Origin of the sequence: Clostridium kluyveri DSM 555, assembly GCF_000016505.1 — a bacterium.
In the GTDB taxonomy this organism is placed as follows: Bacteria; Bacillota; Clostridia; order Clostridiales; family Clostridiaceae; genus Clostridium_B; species Clostridium_B kluyveri.
The window spans coordinates 137,631-154,217 of record NC_009706.1 but is presented as its reverse complement, the minus strand read 5'-3'; the positions used below and the strand labels follow the sequence as shown (position 1 = coordinate 154,217).

The following is a 16,587-nucleotide window of genomic DNA, read 5'->3' as shown; positions in this document are numbered from 1 at the left end:
ATTAAAAAGACTCCTCCTTAAAAATAATACTATATAATATAATCTTTTTCTTCCCTTTCAGAGTGGGACTCCTTGGATCCTTCCCTGAAATCTTTTCTAGTTCCACAACAATTTATCCTCCATAATTTCTGTAGACACTTAAAATTCTACTTTTATTATTTATTATATATTGATGACTATTAATTATTTTTGTCTATTACAGGAGTTTCACCTTCATTAATAAGACCTAATTTTTCTCTAGCTAACTTTTCTATGTAAGCATCAGATGTAGACATCTTAACTTCATCCTGTAATTTTTGATTTTTTTGTTTCATCCTGATCTCTTCAACTTTTCTCTCAGTAATCTGTTTTTTTATATTATACATAGTAATCTGTTGACTTACAAAAATATATACCGCATATAGAATTATTAATAAAAAAAATATTTTTTTCCATTTAATTCTTACTTTCATTAAACAATCACCAATCTTCTATGATTTAAAATATCTATAGCATATACTTTTTTCAACAGACATTAATAATCTATTAACTACAAAACATCATATTTATATTGTAATTTGATTTTTCATTTTCTTCAAGTTAATTTTTATAATTTTTTTTATTTTTTCTTGCGATATTATAAATAACGTACTGAAATGGATAACATAATATGTTTATAATTATCCTAAAAATCCTTCCCCACACTTTAAATAGACTCTTGTGAAATTTTACAAATATACTACTGAAAAATTTCATATATATATATATGCCTACTGCTAATAATACATATGCATACATGCCCATATATGCATAATTAGTATAAAGTAAAAACACAAATACAATTATAGCTGTAAATATCCAAAACAGAGTATCTTCTATAAACATTATTATTCTACTTAGATTAGAGTATCCTCGTATTAACCTATAAAAATCAAATAATATTCCGGTTATTATTCCTGCCATAATACTAAATGCTATAAGTCGAATTTGCTCTTCTATTGATATAATCATAATAACCCTTTCCTAAATAACTATATCTTTATTATTTAAATATCTTTGATATTAGATTCTGTCTCTTTTTTCTGGGTTCACTGCTTGTATATACACAGGCATTTATAACTCCTATAATAACAACATCGCCATTTTGTACATCCAGCTTATTCATTTTCAGATCTTTTCCTTTTATATTGAGGGTTCCAAGATTAGTATTTAAAACTATTTGGTCTTCATTAAAACTGACTACTTCTATAATACCCGTTAAAATTAACTTCCTCCTACTTTCAAGACTCAGAAGACTCTTCTTATGTTCTATATTTATTTCTTTTTTCTCCATAAAACATCCCCTCCACATATAATAAATATATGTGAACTGAATAAATTATATTACCATATATTCTTAACCTGAAATTATTTCATACATATTTTGAACTTCTTCTTTTTTAACATGATTTTGAATATCCAGGATCTTTGCCTTTAAGGATCTATTTGCATATTTAATTTCTATTATATCTCCTTCTTTAACTTCTGTACTAGGTTTGGCCATTTTACCATTTATAGTAACTCGTCCGCCTTCACATGCTTCCTTTGCTATCGTTCTTCTCTTTATTATTCTGGATACCTTAAGATATTTATCCAATCTCATATTTAATCCTCCTGTTCTAATACTTATTTAGTTTGTTATATCATACATTTAAAAGGAAAAGCCCGGATTTTCATCCAGGCGTTTTGTATAAACTATACTATTTATTTACTTTATCCCTAAATTCCTTACCAGCCTTAAATACAGGAACTGTTGATTCTGGTATGTTTATTACTTCTTTAGTCCTTGGATTTCTTCCAACTCTTGCAGCTCTTTTTCTTGTTTCAAATGTTCCAAACCCTACTAATTGAACTTTCTCTCCTTTTTCTAATGTCTCCTCTACACTTTCTATGAATCCCTTTAAAGCTGCCTCTGCATCTTTTTTAGTTAACTTGGATTTTTCTGCTATACCAACAATTAATTCTGATTTATTCATCTTTTTACCTCCTCTTATTTTTATAGATAAAAGTACACAAATATACATACCTATACTATAAACGAAGCTTTGGCTATTCTTAAATTAAATTTTAAAATTAAAATTTAATTTAATCAACAAATGCAGGTTCACCCTTATATTTTATGATAATTAATATTTATTATCAATTGTATGTTGAGAGTGCCTAATTTAAATACATTTGTATTATTTACAAATATCAAATTACAAAATATGTGGATGAACCTTAAATACACTTAGATAATATACAAAAAAATATTTACTATTTATTTATGTATATTTGTACATATCTCTAAAATTGTTATTGTTTTCTGAATTACTAAACATATTTTTTATATAGGCATATTAGCATATTCTATACATAATTAAAAATTCCTTCTTTTTTATACAAAATATTTAAAACTTATTTTTGGCTTCCTCCCAAAGTTCATCCATTTCATCTAAAGTCATATTTGCCATATCTAGTCCATGTTCCCTAGAATTTTTTTCTATATATGCAAAACGCCTTATAAATTTCTCTATAGTATAATTTAATGCAAACTCGGGGTCAATGTCAAGGAATCTTGCAACATTTACACATGCAAATATTAAATCCCCTATTTCTTCTAATATTTTTACCTTTTGTTCACCTTTATATACCTCTTTAACTTCATAATATTCCTCTAATACCTTATCTAAAGCATATTCAACTTTTTCCCAGTCAAAACCTACCTTTGCGGCTTTTTCCTGAACCTTAAAAGCTCTCATTAAGGCCGGTAAAGTTTTAGCTACATGTCTGAGTTCATCTGTATATGTTTTTAATCCTTGTTCCTTTTTCTTTATTTTATCCCAGCTTATTAACACCTCCTTAGAATTATGAATTTTCATATTTCCAAATACATGTGGATGCCTCTTTATCATTTTATCACATATAGCCCTAATTACATCATTTATATTGAAAAAACCTTCCTCTTTTCCTATTTGACAATGGAAAACCACCTGTAACAGTACGTCACCTAATTCTTCTACTAATTTTGTATCATCTTTTTCTTCTATGGATTCTACAACTTCATAACTTTCTTCTATAAGGTATTTTTTTAAACTGTCATGATTTTGCTCCTTATCCCAGGGACATCCTGTTTCACTCCTCAATTTTTCCATTATATCTAACAAGTCTTTTAAATCATAAGTGAGTTCTATACCTTTAGGTATATAAACCGAGGTTAAATAATCTATATCACTTTGTCTGTCAAGCTTATATAATTTAATTTGCCTTATACTTTCTATTCCTTCAACCCCCGCAGCTCTTATAAAAAATATATTTGTATCATCTTTATAATAATCCATAAGTGCCAATTTTACCTCTGATGCAATTAGCCTATCATATACCTGCGTTATTATTATTCCTACTCGTTTATCCACCAGATGACTTTTTATATCAAAAGCGTCTATTATTTTTATTCCTTCAACTACATTTATTTTTAATCTTTCCATAATTACATCTATAAAACTAACTGAAGGTATCACTTTTACATCTATAGCTTGCTTTTCGCACAGTTTTAACAATAACATAACAGATTTCTCCGCTACCAGTGGATGACCTGGTACCCCATAAACTATTTCTTTAAATTGTTTTTCTTTAAATATTAAATCTTTTACAATATTACTATATACATCTTCAAATTTTTTTTCCTTTTCATATACATAATCATAAGTTTCAAAATTAATGCCTAACTGTCTTAAATAGATTACAGTAGGGTGTTTTTCTGTTCTTAAATAAATTTTATCTGTATTTTTTAGTATATCAATCGTACCCATGGTAAGGGAATCTGGAGAACCAGGACCTAATCCTACTACTTTAATCACTTGTAACCTCTCCTTATTTCTTTAAAAATTTATCTTTTATATAACTATATTTAAATATGCCAAATACAACTATAAGAGGCATATATATAATTAGACCTGAAATAATAGATAAAAAACAGGCTATTCTGCTGCTCATGGTATAATTATAGACGTACCAATATATAATTACAACAGATCCTATCATAAAAAAAGAAGCAAATGCTGGTTTAACCATAGTCTGGAAGTAATTTATATTTATTTTTAACTTTTTACTTAAAAATATTATATTTAAAACACATGTTACCGCATATCCTCCTATACTTCCTAAAATTGCTCCATAAATATTTATAGAAGGAACAGGTACCATGGATAAAGTTATAATTATTTTTATAATGCATCCTACAGCTAAATTAAATACAGGTCTAATATAATATCCTACTCCCTGTAATATAGCTGTAGATGTCTGCACTAATATTATAAATGGTATAGATAAGGCTGAATATTGTAGTATATTAAAGCCTGCAGACTGACCCGGAAATATTAGATCCAAAATTGGATATGCCAAAGTATATAATCCTAACATGGATGGGAATGCAATTACATTAGAAAGTTTAAAGGATAAATCCACTTTGTTTATAACATCAACCTTTTTATTTAATATATGAGATTCTGCAATTATAGGCATTAGAGAAGCACATAATGCAGAGGATAATGTTAAGGGGACATTTATTAATATAAACGCTTTCCCGGTGAGTTGTCCATATAATATGGCAGCATCTCTATATGTAAATCCCGCTTCTAGTAATTTTTGGGGTACCAAAGCTGAGTCTATAAGACTCATTATGCTGCTTACAGCCGCTCCTAGAGATACGGGAACTGCTATGTATAGTAATTTAGTCAATATTTCTTTATTGTCTGGTACTTTAAATACCTTTATCTCTTTTCTCACATGAACATATTTAATTATTAGATATATTCCCCCAAATAGCCCTCCTGCAGCAGCTCCTAATGCTGCCCCTCCTGCGGAATATTCTATACCTTTAGGTAAAAGTAAATATGCAAGTCCAACTCCTACCAATATTCTTCCTATTTGCTCTACCACTTGAGACATAGCAGTATAATTCATATTTTGGAGTCCTTGAAAGAATCCTCTGAAAGCACTCATTATAGATATAAACATAGGTGCAAATGCAATTGCTACTAGAGAATAATAGGATTTTTTATCCCATTTTAAAAAATGTATAATTGGGTCAGAAAATATAAGAAGTATGGCCGTAAAACCTGTCCCTAAAACAAACATTAAAAGTACGGATTTTTTAAATACCTGAATTACTCCCTCATAATCTCCTGTAGCATTTCTTTCAGATACCATTTTAGATACTGCTACCGGTATGCCCGACGCCACCGCAATAAAAAACATATATAATGGAAAAGACATTTGATAATACCCTACACCTTCATCTCCAATAAGCATTTGAAGAGGCCATCTAAAAAATAGGCCTAAAAATTTAGATATTATACCCGCTATTCCTAATATAACAGTTCCTTTTATAAGCGATTGTTTTTTCATAAATATACCTCCAGCTTACTATATTCCCAAACAATTTATTTCCCTGTTTATAATTATTTAAAACCGGAGGCTATTATTACTTTAAGTGAATATTTTTTATATTTCAGTCAATAATGTCTTAATGTATCAAGGGATAAAAATAAAATGGCAGCTTTGCTGCCACTATTATCTATTGTTCCATTTGCTTTCCTAAAAAGGATGATGCAGTTTCGGCTAATTTAATTTCCACATCCCCAAATTCAGCTTCTTCTTTTGACACTATTATTACAGCTCCAATTGCATCTCCTCCTGCTATTATAGGACATATAACCTGAGCTGAATACTTTCCTTCTATATCCTCATCATCATATAACGGAATAATCTGATTTTCATTCCTACATGTTGATACTGTCCTTCTATCTTCTATAAGTTTTTCTAGTTCAGGACTTATTTTCTTTTCTATATATTCCTTTTTTGGTGTACCAGTTACGGATACTACGCTGTCTTTATCACAAATCATAACTATATGACCTATAGTCTGCTGAAGTGACTCTGTATACCCTTTTGAAAAATCACTTAACTCTCCAATAGGAGAATATTTTTTCAGTATGACTCCTCCTTCTCTGTCTGTAAATATCTCTAAAGGATCTCCCTCCCTTATTCTAAGAGTCCTTCTTATTTCCTTTGGTATAACAACTCTACCTAAATCGTCTATTCTTCTAACAATTCCTGTTGCTTTCATACTTAATTGATTCCTCCTTAAAAATTATATATAACTTGTATTATATATTATCTTTCTAAACATGAAATTTTATACACAATTGTTATTTAAATTAGAAAAAACTTAAAAAAACTGTAATAATACAATACTACAGTTCTTTCAAAGCTTTTTATTCTAAAGTTATTTTCTAAATAAATTTAGAACATTCCAAGTTAAATATAAGTTTTTCTAAGAATCACTTGATATGTAATCTCTTCTATATAATATTTTTTTCTTTTTTAGTTATGGTAGAAGCTTTTTTCCACTCCTGAATTTTTTGGGAAACTAAACTGTTCTTTTTATCACTTTCCAGTTGTGTTTTTATTTGATCCTTAACTGCACTAAGAGCCTTAACTGGATATTCTTCCTTTTTTATACATTTTATTATATGATATCCAAAACTACTTTTAACTGGTGCCGATATGGCACCTTCTTTTAATGCGAGAGCTCCTGCCATAAAATCAGCATCATACCCTGAATTATCATAATTTACAGTTCCTAAATCTCCACCGTTATCTTTACTAGCTGTATCTTGTGACACTTCTTTTGCAACTTTTGCAAAATCTTCTCCATCATCTAATCTCTTTTTTACTTTCTTGGCTTCATCTTCAGTTTTTACCAGTATATGAGCTAAATGCATCTTATTAGGTTGTTCTGTATATTTGCTCTTATTGGTATTATAATAATCTTCTATTTCCTTATCTGTTATTTTTATATTTTTTGAAATACTCTCAGTTACTTTTTCCAGAGTCTGCTGAGTTCTCAATTGCGATAAAAACATAGCTTTAAATGATTCTTCAGTAAATCCCTGTGCCTTTAATGCAGTATTAAATTGTTCTGCATCATCATTAAAATTTTGTTTTTTAAGCTGTGCAATTTGAGTTTCCATATCAGATTTAAGTTTAGTCTCATCCGGTAAAAGTTTCAATTCCTTAGCTTTTTGTGCAACTACCTTATTTGTAATTAAATCATCAAGTATCTGCTCTTTTTGAGTCTTTATAGTATTAACCGCATCTTCATTTTCTTTATAGTTTTCCCCATATTGCTGCTTAACTTGGGTTATTAATTGTATTGTATTTGGATCCTTATCTAGATCACTTCTTGTTATCTTCTCCCCATTAACCTCTGCTACCGTACTCTTAGCTATGGCCTCTGGTGTTTTCTCTATCATATTGCATCCAGTTACTGAAAATATAAATACTGCTATAAGTGCAGTAACCGCCAACCTTCCTATATTTTTCACAGTTTATTCCCCCACTTTCTTCAAGTTTTACAAAATACAAATTTATTTTAACATAAAAGCATTTTTACTACAAAACTATTTTTGTTCATATATTTGTATCATATATTTAACAATCTCCTTAACATTACTCAAAAGGTTTTCTCTCTTTACATCTTTTAATGTATATCCAAAACTAAGTTTTTTATTCATTTTTAAGACTATTTTACCAAAATAAGTTTTCACCAATGCCTTTAATACATTTTTATCTACTCTATCTTCATTTTGAAAGGTAAAAACCACTTCATTTTTTGATTCTTTTATAGATTCTATTCCAAGTTCCTTACCTATACTTCTTATATAAGCTATATCCATCAAATTATACACAGATGGTGGTATATCATAGAACCTATCCTCTAATTCCTCTTTTATATCCAACATATCTTCATAGGAACTTATAGCGGCTATTTTCTTATACACTTCTATTTTTTGGACTTCATTTTCTATATAATTATCCGGTATATATGCATCTACTTTCAATTCCACTGTGGTTTCCACCGGTTCTTTATCTATCTCACCCTTTATCAATTTTATAGAATCCTCAAGCATTCTACAATATAAGTCATATCCTACAGCTGCCATATGCCCATGTTGAGAGGAACCCATCATATTGCCTGCTCCCCTTATCTCCAGATCTTTTAATGCTATTTTAAATCCAGAACCTAATTCAGTGAATTCTTTAATAACCTTAAGTCTTTTTTCTGCCACTTCTTTAAGAACTTTATCCTTGCGATAACTTAAATAACAATAGGCTATTCTATTAGTTCTTCCCACCCTTCCTCTTAATTGATATAATTGAGATAGTCCCATTTTATCCGCATCATATATTACCATGGTATTTACATTTTGTATGTCCATGCCCGTTTCTATTATAGTAGTAGATACTAAAATATCATACTTATTCTGCATGAAGTCCATTATTATTCCTTCAAGTTCCCTCTCTTGCATTTGACCATGAGCCACTGCCACTTTACCTTCTGGAATCAACTTAGCTATGTAAGATGCCATTTCCTTTATATTCTCTACCCTGTTATACACAAAGTAAACCTGTCCTCCTCTGCTTAACTCTCTTAAAACAGCATCTCTAATCAGCTGGTCATTGTATTCAACTACATAAGTTTGTATAGGATATCTTTCATCTGGTGGTGTTTCTATAACACTTATATCTCTAACTCCCACAAGGGACATATGAAGTGTTCTAGGTATAGGAGTAGCACTTAAAGTTAATACATCTACATTCTTTCTTATCTGTTTAATTTTTTCTTTATGGCTAACTCCAAATCTTTGTTCTTCATCTATAATAAGAAGTCCCAAATCCTTAAATTGTACATCTTTTTGAAGTATCCTATGAGTTCCAATAAGTACATCTACATCCCCTATTTTAACAGCTTTTATAGTAGCCTTTTGTTGTGCGGCAGTTTTAAATCTACTTATCATGTCTATTTTTACAGGAAAATCAGAAAATCTTTGAATAAAATTATTATAATGCTGCTGTGCCAATATTGTAGTTGGAACTAAAAAAGCTACTTGCTTGCCATCCATCACCGCTTTAAAAGCAGCCCTCACTGCAACTTCCGTTTTGCCATAGCCTACATCCCCGCAAAGTAATCTATCCATTACTTTATCTGATTCCATATCCATCTTTATATCCTGTATAGTAGATAGCTGATCCGGAGTTTCTTCATAGGGAAATTCATCCTCAAATTGTTTTTGCCATATAGTATCTTTTGAATATTTATATCCCTTTAAAGTAGACCTGATTGCATATAATTTTATCAAGTCCTCCGCCATCTCTTCTATTGATTTCTTTGCCTTCTTTTTAACTTTACTCCATTCTGAGCTTCCTAGTTTATTTATCTTTGGATTTTTCCCTTCTGAGCCTATGTACTTTTGTACCATATCAAGCTGTTCTACTGGTACATATAATTTATCCTCACATTCATACACAAGTTCCAGATAATCCTTTTTATGCCCTTGAAGTTCTAACTGTTTTATTCCTTTATATACTCCTATACCGTGGTTTACATGAACTATAAAATCCCCTGGTTTCAACTCTGTAAAACTTTTTATCTTACTTGTTCCCTTTTTATTAGTTTTTCTTATATTTTTTCTTTTAGCCTTCCCAAAAACCTCTTTATCGGAAATAACACTTATCTTAATCTCTGGATACTCAAACCCTTTTAATTGATTCCCAAAAGTTATAACCACTTCGCCAGGCTTAATTTCATTCACCACATCCCTATAACTACTTTCAATTCCATTGTCTCTTAAGGTATCTACTAGCCTTTCTCCTCTTGCCCTTGTACCGGATAAAATTAAAATTTTAAAGCTTTTAGATTTCTTATGCTTTATTTCTTCAATAAGAAGCTCTAATTTGCCCTGATAATTATTTAAAGTTATCTGGGTAAAATTTACTATTAGTTTTGGTGGAAGAATTTTAGTAGATTTGGCAATGGCATCTAATATAATAATTTCTCTATGATTAAATTCATCAATTAATTCAGATCTATCAAGTAACATTTTACTCTGTCCTGGTAATACATTCCCCCTTTCCAGAAAATTTTTATAATTTTCCAGAAACTCAAAATATACACTATCTAATTTTCCACTACATCTTTTTATATCATCTACAATTACAAAATAATTTTTTGCATAATCTAAGAAAGAAGAAGTATGTTCATAAAAATAAGGTAGGAAGCTATCTATACTCTCAAATGTCCATGTTTCCTGAAGGGTTTCCAGATTTTTGTTTGTTATCGTTTTTATCTTTTCCATTCCTTCATTATTTTTATTCTCTTTTAATTTTTCTATTATTGATGCTAAATCCTCTTTTATTTTGCTTTTTCCTATTTCAATTCGCTCTCTGTCAAATATAATCTCCTTTGCAGCAAATATTTCTATATTATTCATCTTTTCAATACTTCTTTGAGATTCTAAATTGAAATTTCTAATAGATTCTACCTCATCACCAAATAATTCAACTCTATAGGGTTCTTGTGAAATAGGAGAATATATATCCATTATACCCCCTCTTATAGAAAATTGTCCTCTTCTCTCTACCATTTCCATTCTCTCATATCCACACTGTATTAATTTTTCACTAATATTTTTAAAATCTACTTTATCCCCCACAGATATCTTAAATATATAATTTTTATACAATTCTACAGGCACATACACAGAAGCTAAGGATTCCACACAAGTTATTATGATTTTTTTCCCCGGATTCAACATTTCTCTTATAACTTTTAATCTTTCCCACCTTAAATCCCCAGATATAGCATCTATATTATAGAACACCACTTCTTTAGTAGGAAAATAATATACTTGTGGTAAATAAAAACACAAATCTTCATATAACTTTCTAGCCTCTACATCACTATGAGTAATAATTAAAAAAGGCTTATCTTGCTGGTTATATACTGCATATATTAAATAACTTCTAGAAGATTCCGAAAGTCCAAATACCGCTATAGGAAACTTTTTTCTATCTATCCCAGCCATAATATCTTTAAATTCACTGCTTTTTCTAATAGGTTCCATAAGTCCATCTAGTCTCATTTTAACAACCACCCTATAATATTTATTCATAAAAAATCAAACGCACAATAACCGTTAGTTTCTCTATATTAAAGAAACTAAACGGTTTGAAGTAACATTATAAAATTTCACAGCTTAAATCCATTAAACTTATTCATAGCTACTTCTATGCCAAAATCCATAATACACTCTAATGCTTCTACACTAGTTTTTAAAACCTTTTCTATATTAATCCTATCATCTTCAGAGAACTTTCCAAGAACATAAGATACAAGATCTACATTAGGATGTCCAATACCTATTTTTATTCTTGGAAATACATCCGTTCCTAGATTTAATATTATATTCTTTATACCATTATGTCCTCCAGCACTTCCCCGATGCCTTATTCTAAACCTTCCAATATCTATATCTATATCATCATATATAATTATCATACGGTCATTTTCAATCTTATAAAAATTTACAGCTTCTCTTACACTTTCCCCACTTAGATTCATATAAGTACCAGGTTTCAATAATATAACTTTATTTTGTCCTATGAACCCTTCTCCATAATTTCCTTTAAATTTTTCCCTATTTAAGGTAATATTATACTTTTTGCTTACTAAATCTATAAAATCAAATCCAATATTATGTCTTGTACGGTGATATTTAACTCCTATATTCCCTAAACCAACTATTAAAAACATGTTCTTACTCCAATCTAAGCTTTAAATTATCATCTTAATAATATATTATACTAAAAAACATAAATAATAAAGAGACTTACATATAGTCTCTTTATTATTCGCTTTCTTTATTTTCAGAAAGAACTATTTCTATTTCTATGATCTTACCATTTCTCCATATCTTCCCCACAACCTTATCTCCTACCTTATGTCCTTGCAGTATCCCTTCTATGTCTGATAAACTCTTTACCTTCTTACCATCTATTTCAGTCAATATATCCGTAGGTTTTATACCTGAAGCTGCAGCACCACTATCTTTCTCCACCTGTTGTATGTACACTCCTTGAACATTATTATTCTGTGATGTTACACTTTCACCATATATACCTAAATAGGGCTTTGAAACTTCCCCATAACTCATAAGTGATTTTATTATATTTTTAGCATCATTTATATTTATTGCAAAACTTATACCCTCTACATTGGAATCAGAACCTATCTTCAAAGTATTAATACCTATAACATAACCTTTTATATTACAAAGAGCGCCTCCACTATTTCCGGGATTTGTAGCCGCATCTGTTTGAATAACTTTGTATACAGTTCCATTATACTCTATTTTTCTATTTAGTGCACTTATTATACCTGCAGTAACACTTGGAAACTCCTGACCTAAAGAATTCCCTACGGCAATTACAATATCGCCTACTTTTACCGCTGAAGAATCTCCAAATTTAACTACAGGAAGATTTTTAGCATCCACCTTTATTACAGCTAAATCAGCCTGCTGGTTAACTCCCAATATAGATGCATCTAGAATCTTTCCACTTGAAAGTCTTACTGTAACCTTATCTGCCCCTTCTATTACATGATAATTAGTGGCTATATATCCATTTGAATCAACTATTATACCCGATCCACTTCCCACATCCTGTAATCCAAAATATCCTTCTGCCTTATTGCTTATACCAACTACAGATAGACCAACCGTTTGTGCTACTTTCGATATAGAATTTGTATATATATTACTTTCAGATGTATCTTCTTGTTTTTTATTGCCGTTATTAGATTCCACCAATAACTGATTATCAGGTGTATAGATTTTGGTACTTTCCTTTTTATTTGCTATATATGCCCCAGATATGCCTCCCGAAACAGCTGCCACCAGTATAAAACAACACAGTTTAACCAACGTTCTTACAGTGGATCGCCTATTCATATTTATAAATTTTATTTTTCCACTATCTGCATCTACTTTTTCCCAGTAAACGTCTTTTATGTCATCATATCTGTTGTTATCATTCATTAAATACACCTCATAACTGAAATTTAGAGTTATTATAGTAAAAAATTTTTACACAAATATGAACGGAATGTAATAATTTCTTAAACCCTTTTTAAAGTAAATGCAAATATAATACCACCAGATTCTCTATTCTCAACCCATATATCTTCTCCTAGTTGTGTTAATATACTCCTTACAATAGAAAGTCCAAGTCCTGTACTAACTTTTGAAGTTCTTGACTTATCCGATTTATAAAATCTATCCCATATATGTTTCAATTCTGATTCTGGTATTCCCTCACCATCATTATAAACAGATATAAATGCTTTCTCTCCCTTAATTTTAGTTGAAACCTTTATATTACCACCTACATTTACATACTTAACAGCATTATCTATCAGATTTGTGACCACCTGATTTATTCTATCTCTATCTGCAGCTACATAAAGTTTGTCATTTTCCATAACTACATCTACTTTTAATTTTTTTTCATTTATTTTAGTTTGAAATTTTATAATACATAATCTTATAATTTCATTTATATCTAATTCCTCTATTCTAAGTTTAAATTGCCCCGCTTCAATAGCGGATAAATCCAAAAGATCATTTACAAGTCTCGTAAGTCTCTGTATTTCAGAATAAGTAACTGACAAATAATAATTTTGTTTTTCATGCGGAATAATGCCGTCAATCATTCCGCCTATAAACCCTTTTATAGACGTTAGCGGAGATCTTATTTCATGAGATACATTAGATATAAAGTGTCTCCTATTTTTTTCCACTTGTTCCAGTGAATCCGCCATACTATTAAAAGATTTAGCCAATTCTCCAATTTCATCATTTGAATTTATACATACTCTTTTTTCCACTTCTCCTTTTGATATTTTATCTGCTACATAATTAATCTTCTTAAGTGGATATACTATTATTCTCTGAGAAAGATAATAAATTACAACAGAGCATATTATAATAGCTAAGATAGCAGATATCCATATAATCTCATATACTCTCTTTAAAGGTTCTCTTAGTTCATTTATAGAAGTATGCATAAGTATAGCACCTTTAAAAACTCCATTTGAAAAAATAGGTATTTCAAAAGTATGTACTGGATCCACAAGTATATCTGAATGAATTTCTTTTTTATCTACAGTTTTATTTTCTCTAAGCTCTTCCAAATCTTTAGTAACTATCTGAGTGGGATTAGTTACTAATTGTTTATGTTCACTTTTTGATACCGAATATACATAACCATAGTTATCCACAAGCCATATATCCGCCGAAAGATACTTGGCTATATTATTTAAAGTTTCATTTATCTCATCTGAAGTTAAGTCTCCTGCTAAATATTGAAGTGCCTTATAACTTATAAATTGGGATTCTTTAAGCAGCTGACTTTTTCTCTGTTCAAAATAATAACTCTCAAACCAGTAAGACAAAAAAGCTGCTGTCATTACAAAACTTACTATAATAATTGCAGTAAATGCAGCTACAAGCTTTGAAAATAATCCCTTTTTCATCTACTTCACCTCAAACTTATATCCAACACCCCATACTGTTTCTATTTGCCAGTTAGGTCCTCCTTGAAGTTTTTCTCTTAATCTTTTAACATGTACATCTACAGTTCTAGAATCTCCAGGATAATCATATCCCCACACTTCACATAAAAGCTGCTCTCTAGTAAATACTCTATTTTTATTATTAGCCAGATAATATAATAATTCAAACTCTTTTGGCGGCATCTTTATATCTTCATTTCTATAGGTAACTGTATATGAATTTATATCAATAGTTAACTGTTCAAATTTCAATACTTCTTTGTTTTCATTATCTACGCTGTATCTCCTAAGTACTGCTTTAATCCTTGCTAACATCTCTTTAGGTTCAAAAGGCTTTACTATATAATCATCTGCTCCAAGTTCAAGCCCTAAAACTTTATCAAAGGTTTCTCCTTTTGCCGTAAGCATAATTACAGGAGTTTCATAATCTTTTCTTATCCATTTAAGAACATCTATTCCATCGATATTAGGAAGCATTATATCTAGGATTACTAAATCCGGTTTATATTCTAAAAATGTTGTTTCTGCTGACTTTCCATCATTTGCAACTTGCACTTCATAGCCAGCACTCTCCACATACATTTTTATTACTTCACATATATTTTCATCGTCATCTACAATTAAAATTTTTCCTATTGAGCCTTCCATCTAATTCCCTCCTAAAATTATAAACACGTACCTATATTTATCCTAAAGCTAGCACTGCCCAAATACTTCTAAAATTTCTCTAAAATACAAGATAAACTCTGCTGCTCATCTAGAACAAATGATTCTTAGGTTCAGGTAAAGTTTGCTATAGGAAATGCTTATCTCCTACTTTGAAGAAAATTGGAGTATTAGCTAATTACCATATTTGGATAAATAATTCTATAAGTTACATGATTTTAACCCCTGTATATAATTTTTAATCAAATATTGTCAAATAATTATACTTAAACGATTATTCCTATATTAAATCTATCATATATTTTAGCCTAAATAATATTGTATCTTCAAAAGTTACAAATAAGTTACAAATATTTATCCTATAAGATTTAAATGGATAAAATATGTCTTACTACCAAACTTCACCTAAGTCTCAAAATCACCGCTATAAAGGCATGTGGATTATTTCCACATGCCTCTATATTATTAATCTTCGAATAATTTACTCACCGAAATATCTTCATATATTCTTCTTATAGCTTCAGCAAATACTGGAGCTATAGATAATATCTTGAAGTTATCCAGTATCTTATTCTCTGGTAAATTTATTGTGTTTAACATTACTAACTCTTTTATAGCAGAGTTCTTTATTCTTTCTATTGCAGGTCCCGATAAAACAGCATGGGTACAGCATGCATAAACTTCTTTTGCTCCCCGTTCTATAAGAGCATTAGCCCCATTTGTTATTGTGCCTGCTGTATCTATCATATCATCTACTAATATAACGGTCTTATCCTTTATATCTCCAATTATATTCATTATTTCAGATACATTAACTCTAGGTCTCCTTTTATCTATAATAGCTATGGATGCATGAAGTTTATCTGCAAACTTTCTGGCTCTAGTTACGCTTCCAAGATCCGGAGAAACTACAACCACATCATCCTTTTCATCAAATCCTTTTTGTATAAAATATTTTGCAAGTATAGGTGTTCCTAAAAGATGATCAAGAGGTATATTAAAATATCCCTGAATTTGAGAAGCATGTAAATCCATTGTAAGTACTCTATCTGCACCAGTAGCTGTTAATATATCAGCTACAAGTTTTGCTGTAATTGGATCCCTTGCCTTAGCCTTTCTATCTTGTCTTGCATAACCATAATAAGGTATTACAGCAGTTATTCTTCCTGCAGAGGCTCTTTTAAAAGCATCAATCATAATTAAAAGTTCCATCAAATTATCATTTACTGGATTATTCGTGGATTGAACTATAAATACATCCATTCCTCTTACTGTTTCATTAATATTTACACATATTTCCCCATCACTAAAAGTTGTAACTTTGGAATCTCCTACTTTAATGCCTAAAATATCCCCTATTTGTTTAGCTAAATCAGGATGAGAATTTCCTGCAAAAATTTTAATATTTTTACCATGGGTTATCATTATGTAAAGCCCTCCTAAAA

The 16,587-nt window shown here is 29.9% G+C and carries 15 protein-coding genes; all 15 read right to left on the bottom strand.

The features are described from left to right. Positions 1-179 precede the first annotated feature (179 nt). The 15 genes from CKL_RS00785 to CKL_RS00715 all read right to left on the bottom strand — a co-directional run bounded on the left by CKL_RS00785 (position 180) and on the right by CKL_RS00715 (position 16,567). Complete coding sequence (locus tag CKL_RS00785) at positions 180-452, bottom strand: FtsB family cell division protein (RefSeq protein ID WP_011988757.1); 273 nt, start codon at positions 450-452, stop codon at positions 180-182. Between the two features lie 127 nt (positions 453-579). Beyond that, positions 580-990, bottom strand: coding sequence for a spore cortex biosynthesis protein YabQ (yabQ, locus tag CKL_RS00780; protein WP_011988756.1), 411 nt, complete (start codon positions 988-990; stop codon positions 580-582). 31 nt (positions 991-1,021) lie between these two features. After that, the gene (gene yabP, locus CKL_RS00775; RefSeq protein WP_011988755.1) at positions 1,022-1,312 is read right to left on the bottom strand and encodes a sporulation protein YabP; all 291 of its coding nucleotides are present in this window, start codon (positions 1,310-1,312) and stop codon (positions 1,022-1,024) included. 63 nt (positions 1,313-1,375) lie between these two features. Beyond that, a complete protein-coding gene (locus CKL_RS00770; RefSeq protein WP_011988754.1) occupies positions 1,376-1,621 on the bottom strand; it encodes an RNA-binding S4 domain-containing protein in 246 nt (81 codons plus the stop codon). Between the two features lie 97 nt (positions 1,622-1,718). Beyond that, positions 1,719-2,042: an HU family DNA-binding protein gene (locus CKL_RS00765; RefSeq protein WP_172634745.1), complete on the bottom strand. Its 324-nt coding sequence runs from the start codon at positions 2,040-2,042 to the stop codon at positions 1,719-1,721. Between the two features lie 366 nt (positions 2,043-2,408). Then, positions 2,409-3,857, bottom strand: a complete 1,449-nt coding sequence (gene yabN / locus CKL_RS00760) for a bifunctional methyltransferase/pyrophosphohydrolase YabN (RefSeq protein WP_011988752.1) — start codon at positions 3,855-3,857, stop codon at positions 2,409-2,411. A gap of 13 nt (positions 3,858-3,870) precedes the next feature. Next, positions 3,871-5,406 carry a putative polysaccharide biosynthesis protein gene (locus CKL_RS00755; protein WP_011988751.1) on the bottom strand — a complete coding sequence of 512 codons (1,536 nt, stop codon included), beginning with the start codon at positions 5,404-5,406 and terminating at the stop codon, positions 3,871-3,873. A 169-nt stretch (positions 5,407-5,575) separates the two neighbouring features. Next, entirely contained in the window at positions 5,576-6,127 is a 552-nt protein-coding gene (spoVT, locus tag CKL_RS00750; RefSeq protein ID WP_011988750.1) for a stage V sporulation protein T, read from the bottom strand. 235 nt (positions 6,128-6,362) lie between these two features. Next, positions 6,363-7,388 carry a peptidylprolyl isomerase gene (locus CKL_RS00745; protein WP_011988749.1) on the bottom strand — a complete coding sequence of 342 codons (1,026 nt, stop codon included), beginning with the start codon at positions 7,386-7,388 and terminating at the stop codon, positions 6,363-6,365. 75 nt (positions 7,389-7,463) lie between these two features. Continuing rightward, positions 7,464-10,985 (bottom strand): transcription-repair coupling factor, encoded by a 3,522-nt coding sequence (mfd, locus tag CKL_RS00740; protein WP_011988748.1) that lies wholly within the window; start codon positions 10,983-10,985, stop codon positions 7,464-7,466. A 107-nt stretch (positions 10,986-11,092) separates the two neighbouring features. Beyond that, the gene (pth, locus tag CKL_RS00735; RefSeq protein WP_011988747.1) at positions 11,093-11,656 is read right to left on the bottom strand and encodes an aminoacyl-tRNA hydrolase; all 564 of its coding nucleotides are present in this window, start codon (positions 11,654-11,656) and stop codon (positions 11,093-11,095) included. A 94-nt stretch (positions 11,657-11,750) separates the two neighbouring features. Next, on the bottom strand, positions 11,751-12,941 hold the full coding sequence (locus tag CKL_RS00730; protein WP_011988746.1) for a S1C family serine protease: 1,191 nt from the start codon (positions 12,939-12,941) through the stop codon (positions 11,751-11,753). Positions 12,942-13,021: 80 nt separating this feature from the next. Then, positions 13,022-14,437, bottom strand: a complete 1,416-nt coding sequence (locus CKL_RS00725; protein WP_011988745.1) for a sensor histidine kinase — start codon at positions 14,435-14,437, stop codon at positions 13,022-13,024. Next, on the bottom strand, positions 14,438-15,124 hold the full coding sequence (locus CKL_RS00720) for a response regulator transcription factor (protein WP_011988744.1): 687 nt from the start codon (positions 15,122-15,124) through the stop codon (positions 14,438-14,440). A 483-nt stretch (positions 15,125-15,607) separates the two neighbouring features. After that, a complete protein-coding gene (locus tag CKL_RS00715; protein WP_011988743.1) occupies positions 15,608-16,567 on the bottom strand; it encodes a ribose-phosphate diphosphokinase in 960 nt (319 codons plus the stop codon). Between the last annotated feature and the right edge of the window lie 20 nt (positions 16,568-16,587).

Coding starts and splice junctions, on each gene's coding strand:
- CKL_RS00785 (WP_011988757.1), bottom strand. CDS start 452: ATGAAAGTAAGAATTAAATGGAAAAAAATATTTTTTTTATTAATAATT.
- yabQ (WP_011988756.1), bottom strand. CDS start 990: ATGATTATATCAATAGAAGAGCAAATTCGACTTATAGCATTTAGTATT.
- yabP (WP_011988755.1), bottom strand. CDS start 1,312: ATGGAGAAAAAAGAAATAAATATAGAACATAAGAAGAGTCTTCTGAGT.
- CKL_RS00770 (WP_011988754.1), bottom strand. CDS start 1,621: ATGAGATTGGATAAATATCTTAAGGTATCCAGAATAATAAAGAGAAGA.
- CKL_RS00765 (WP_172634745.1), bottom strand. CDS start 2,042: ATGTATATTTGTGTACTTTTATCTATAAAAATAAGAGGAGGTAAAAAG.
- CKL_RS00755 (WP_011988751.1), bottom strand. CDS start 5,406: ATGAAAAAACAATCGCTTATAAAAGGAACTGTTATATTAGGAATAGCG.
- spoVT (WP_011988750.1), bottom strand. CDS start 6,127: ATGAAAGCAACAGGAATTGTTAGAAGAATAGACGATTTAGGTAGAGTT.
- mfd (WP_011988748.1), bottom strand. CDS start 10,985: ATGAGACTAGATGGACTTATGGAACCTATTAGAAAAAGCAGTGAATTT.
- pth (WP_011988747.1), bottom strand. CDS start 11,656: ATGTTTTTAATAGTTGGTTTAGGGAATATAGGAGTTAAATATCACCGT.
- CKL_RS00730 (WP_011988746.1), bottom strand. CDS start 12,941: ATGAATGATAACAACAGATATGATGACATAAAAGACGTTTACTGGGAA.
- CKL_RS00725 (WP_011988745.1), bottom strand. CDS start 14,437: ATGAAAAAGGGATTATTTTCAAAGCTTGTAGCTGCATTTACTGCAATT.
- CKL_RS00720 (WP_011988744.1), bottom strand. CDS start 15,124: ATGGAAGGCTCAATAGGAAAAATTTTAATTGTAGATGACGATGAAAAT.
- CKL_RS00715 (WP_011988743.1), bottom strand. CDS start 16,567: ATGATAACCCATGGTAAAAATATTAAAATTTTTGCAGGAAATTCTCAT.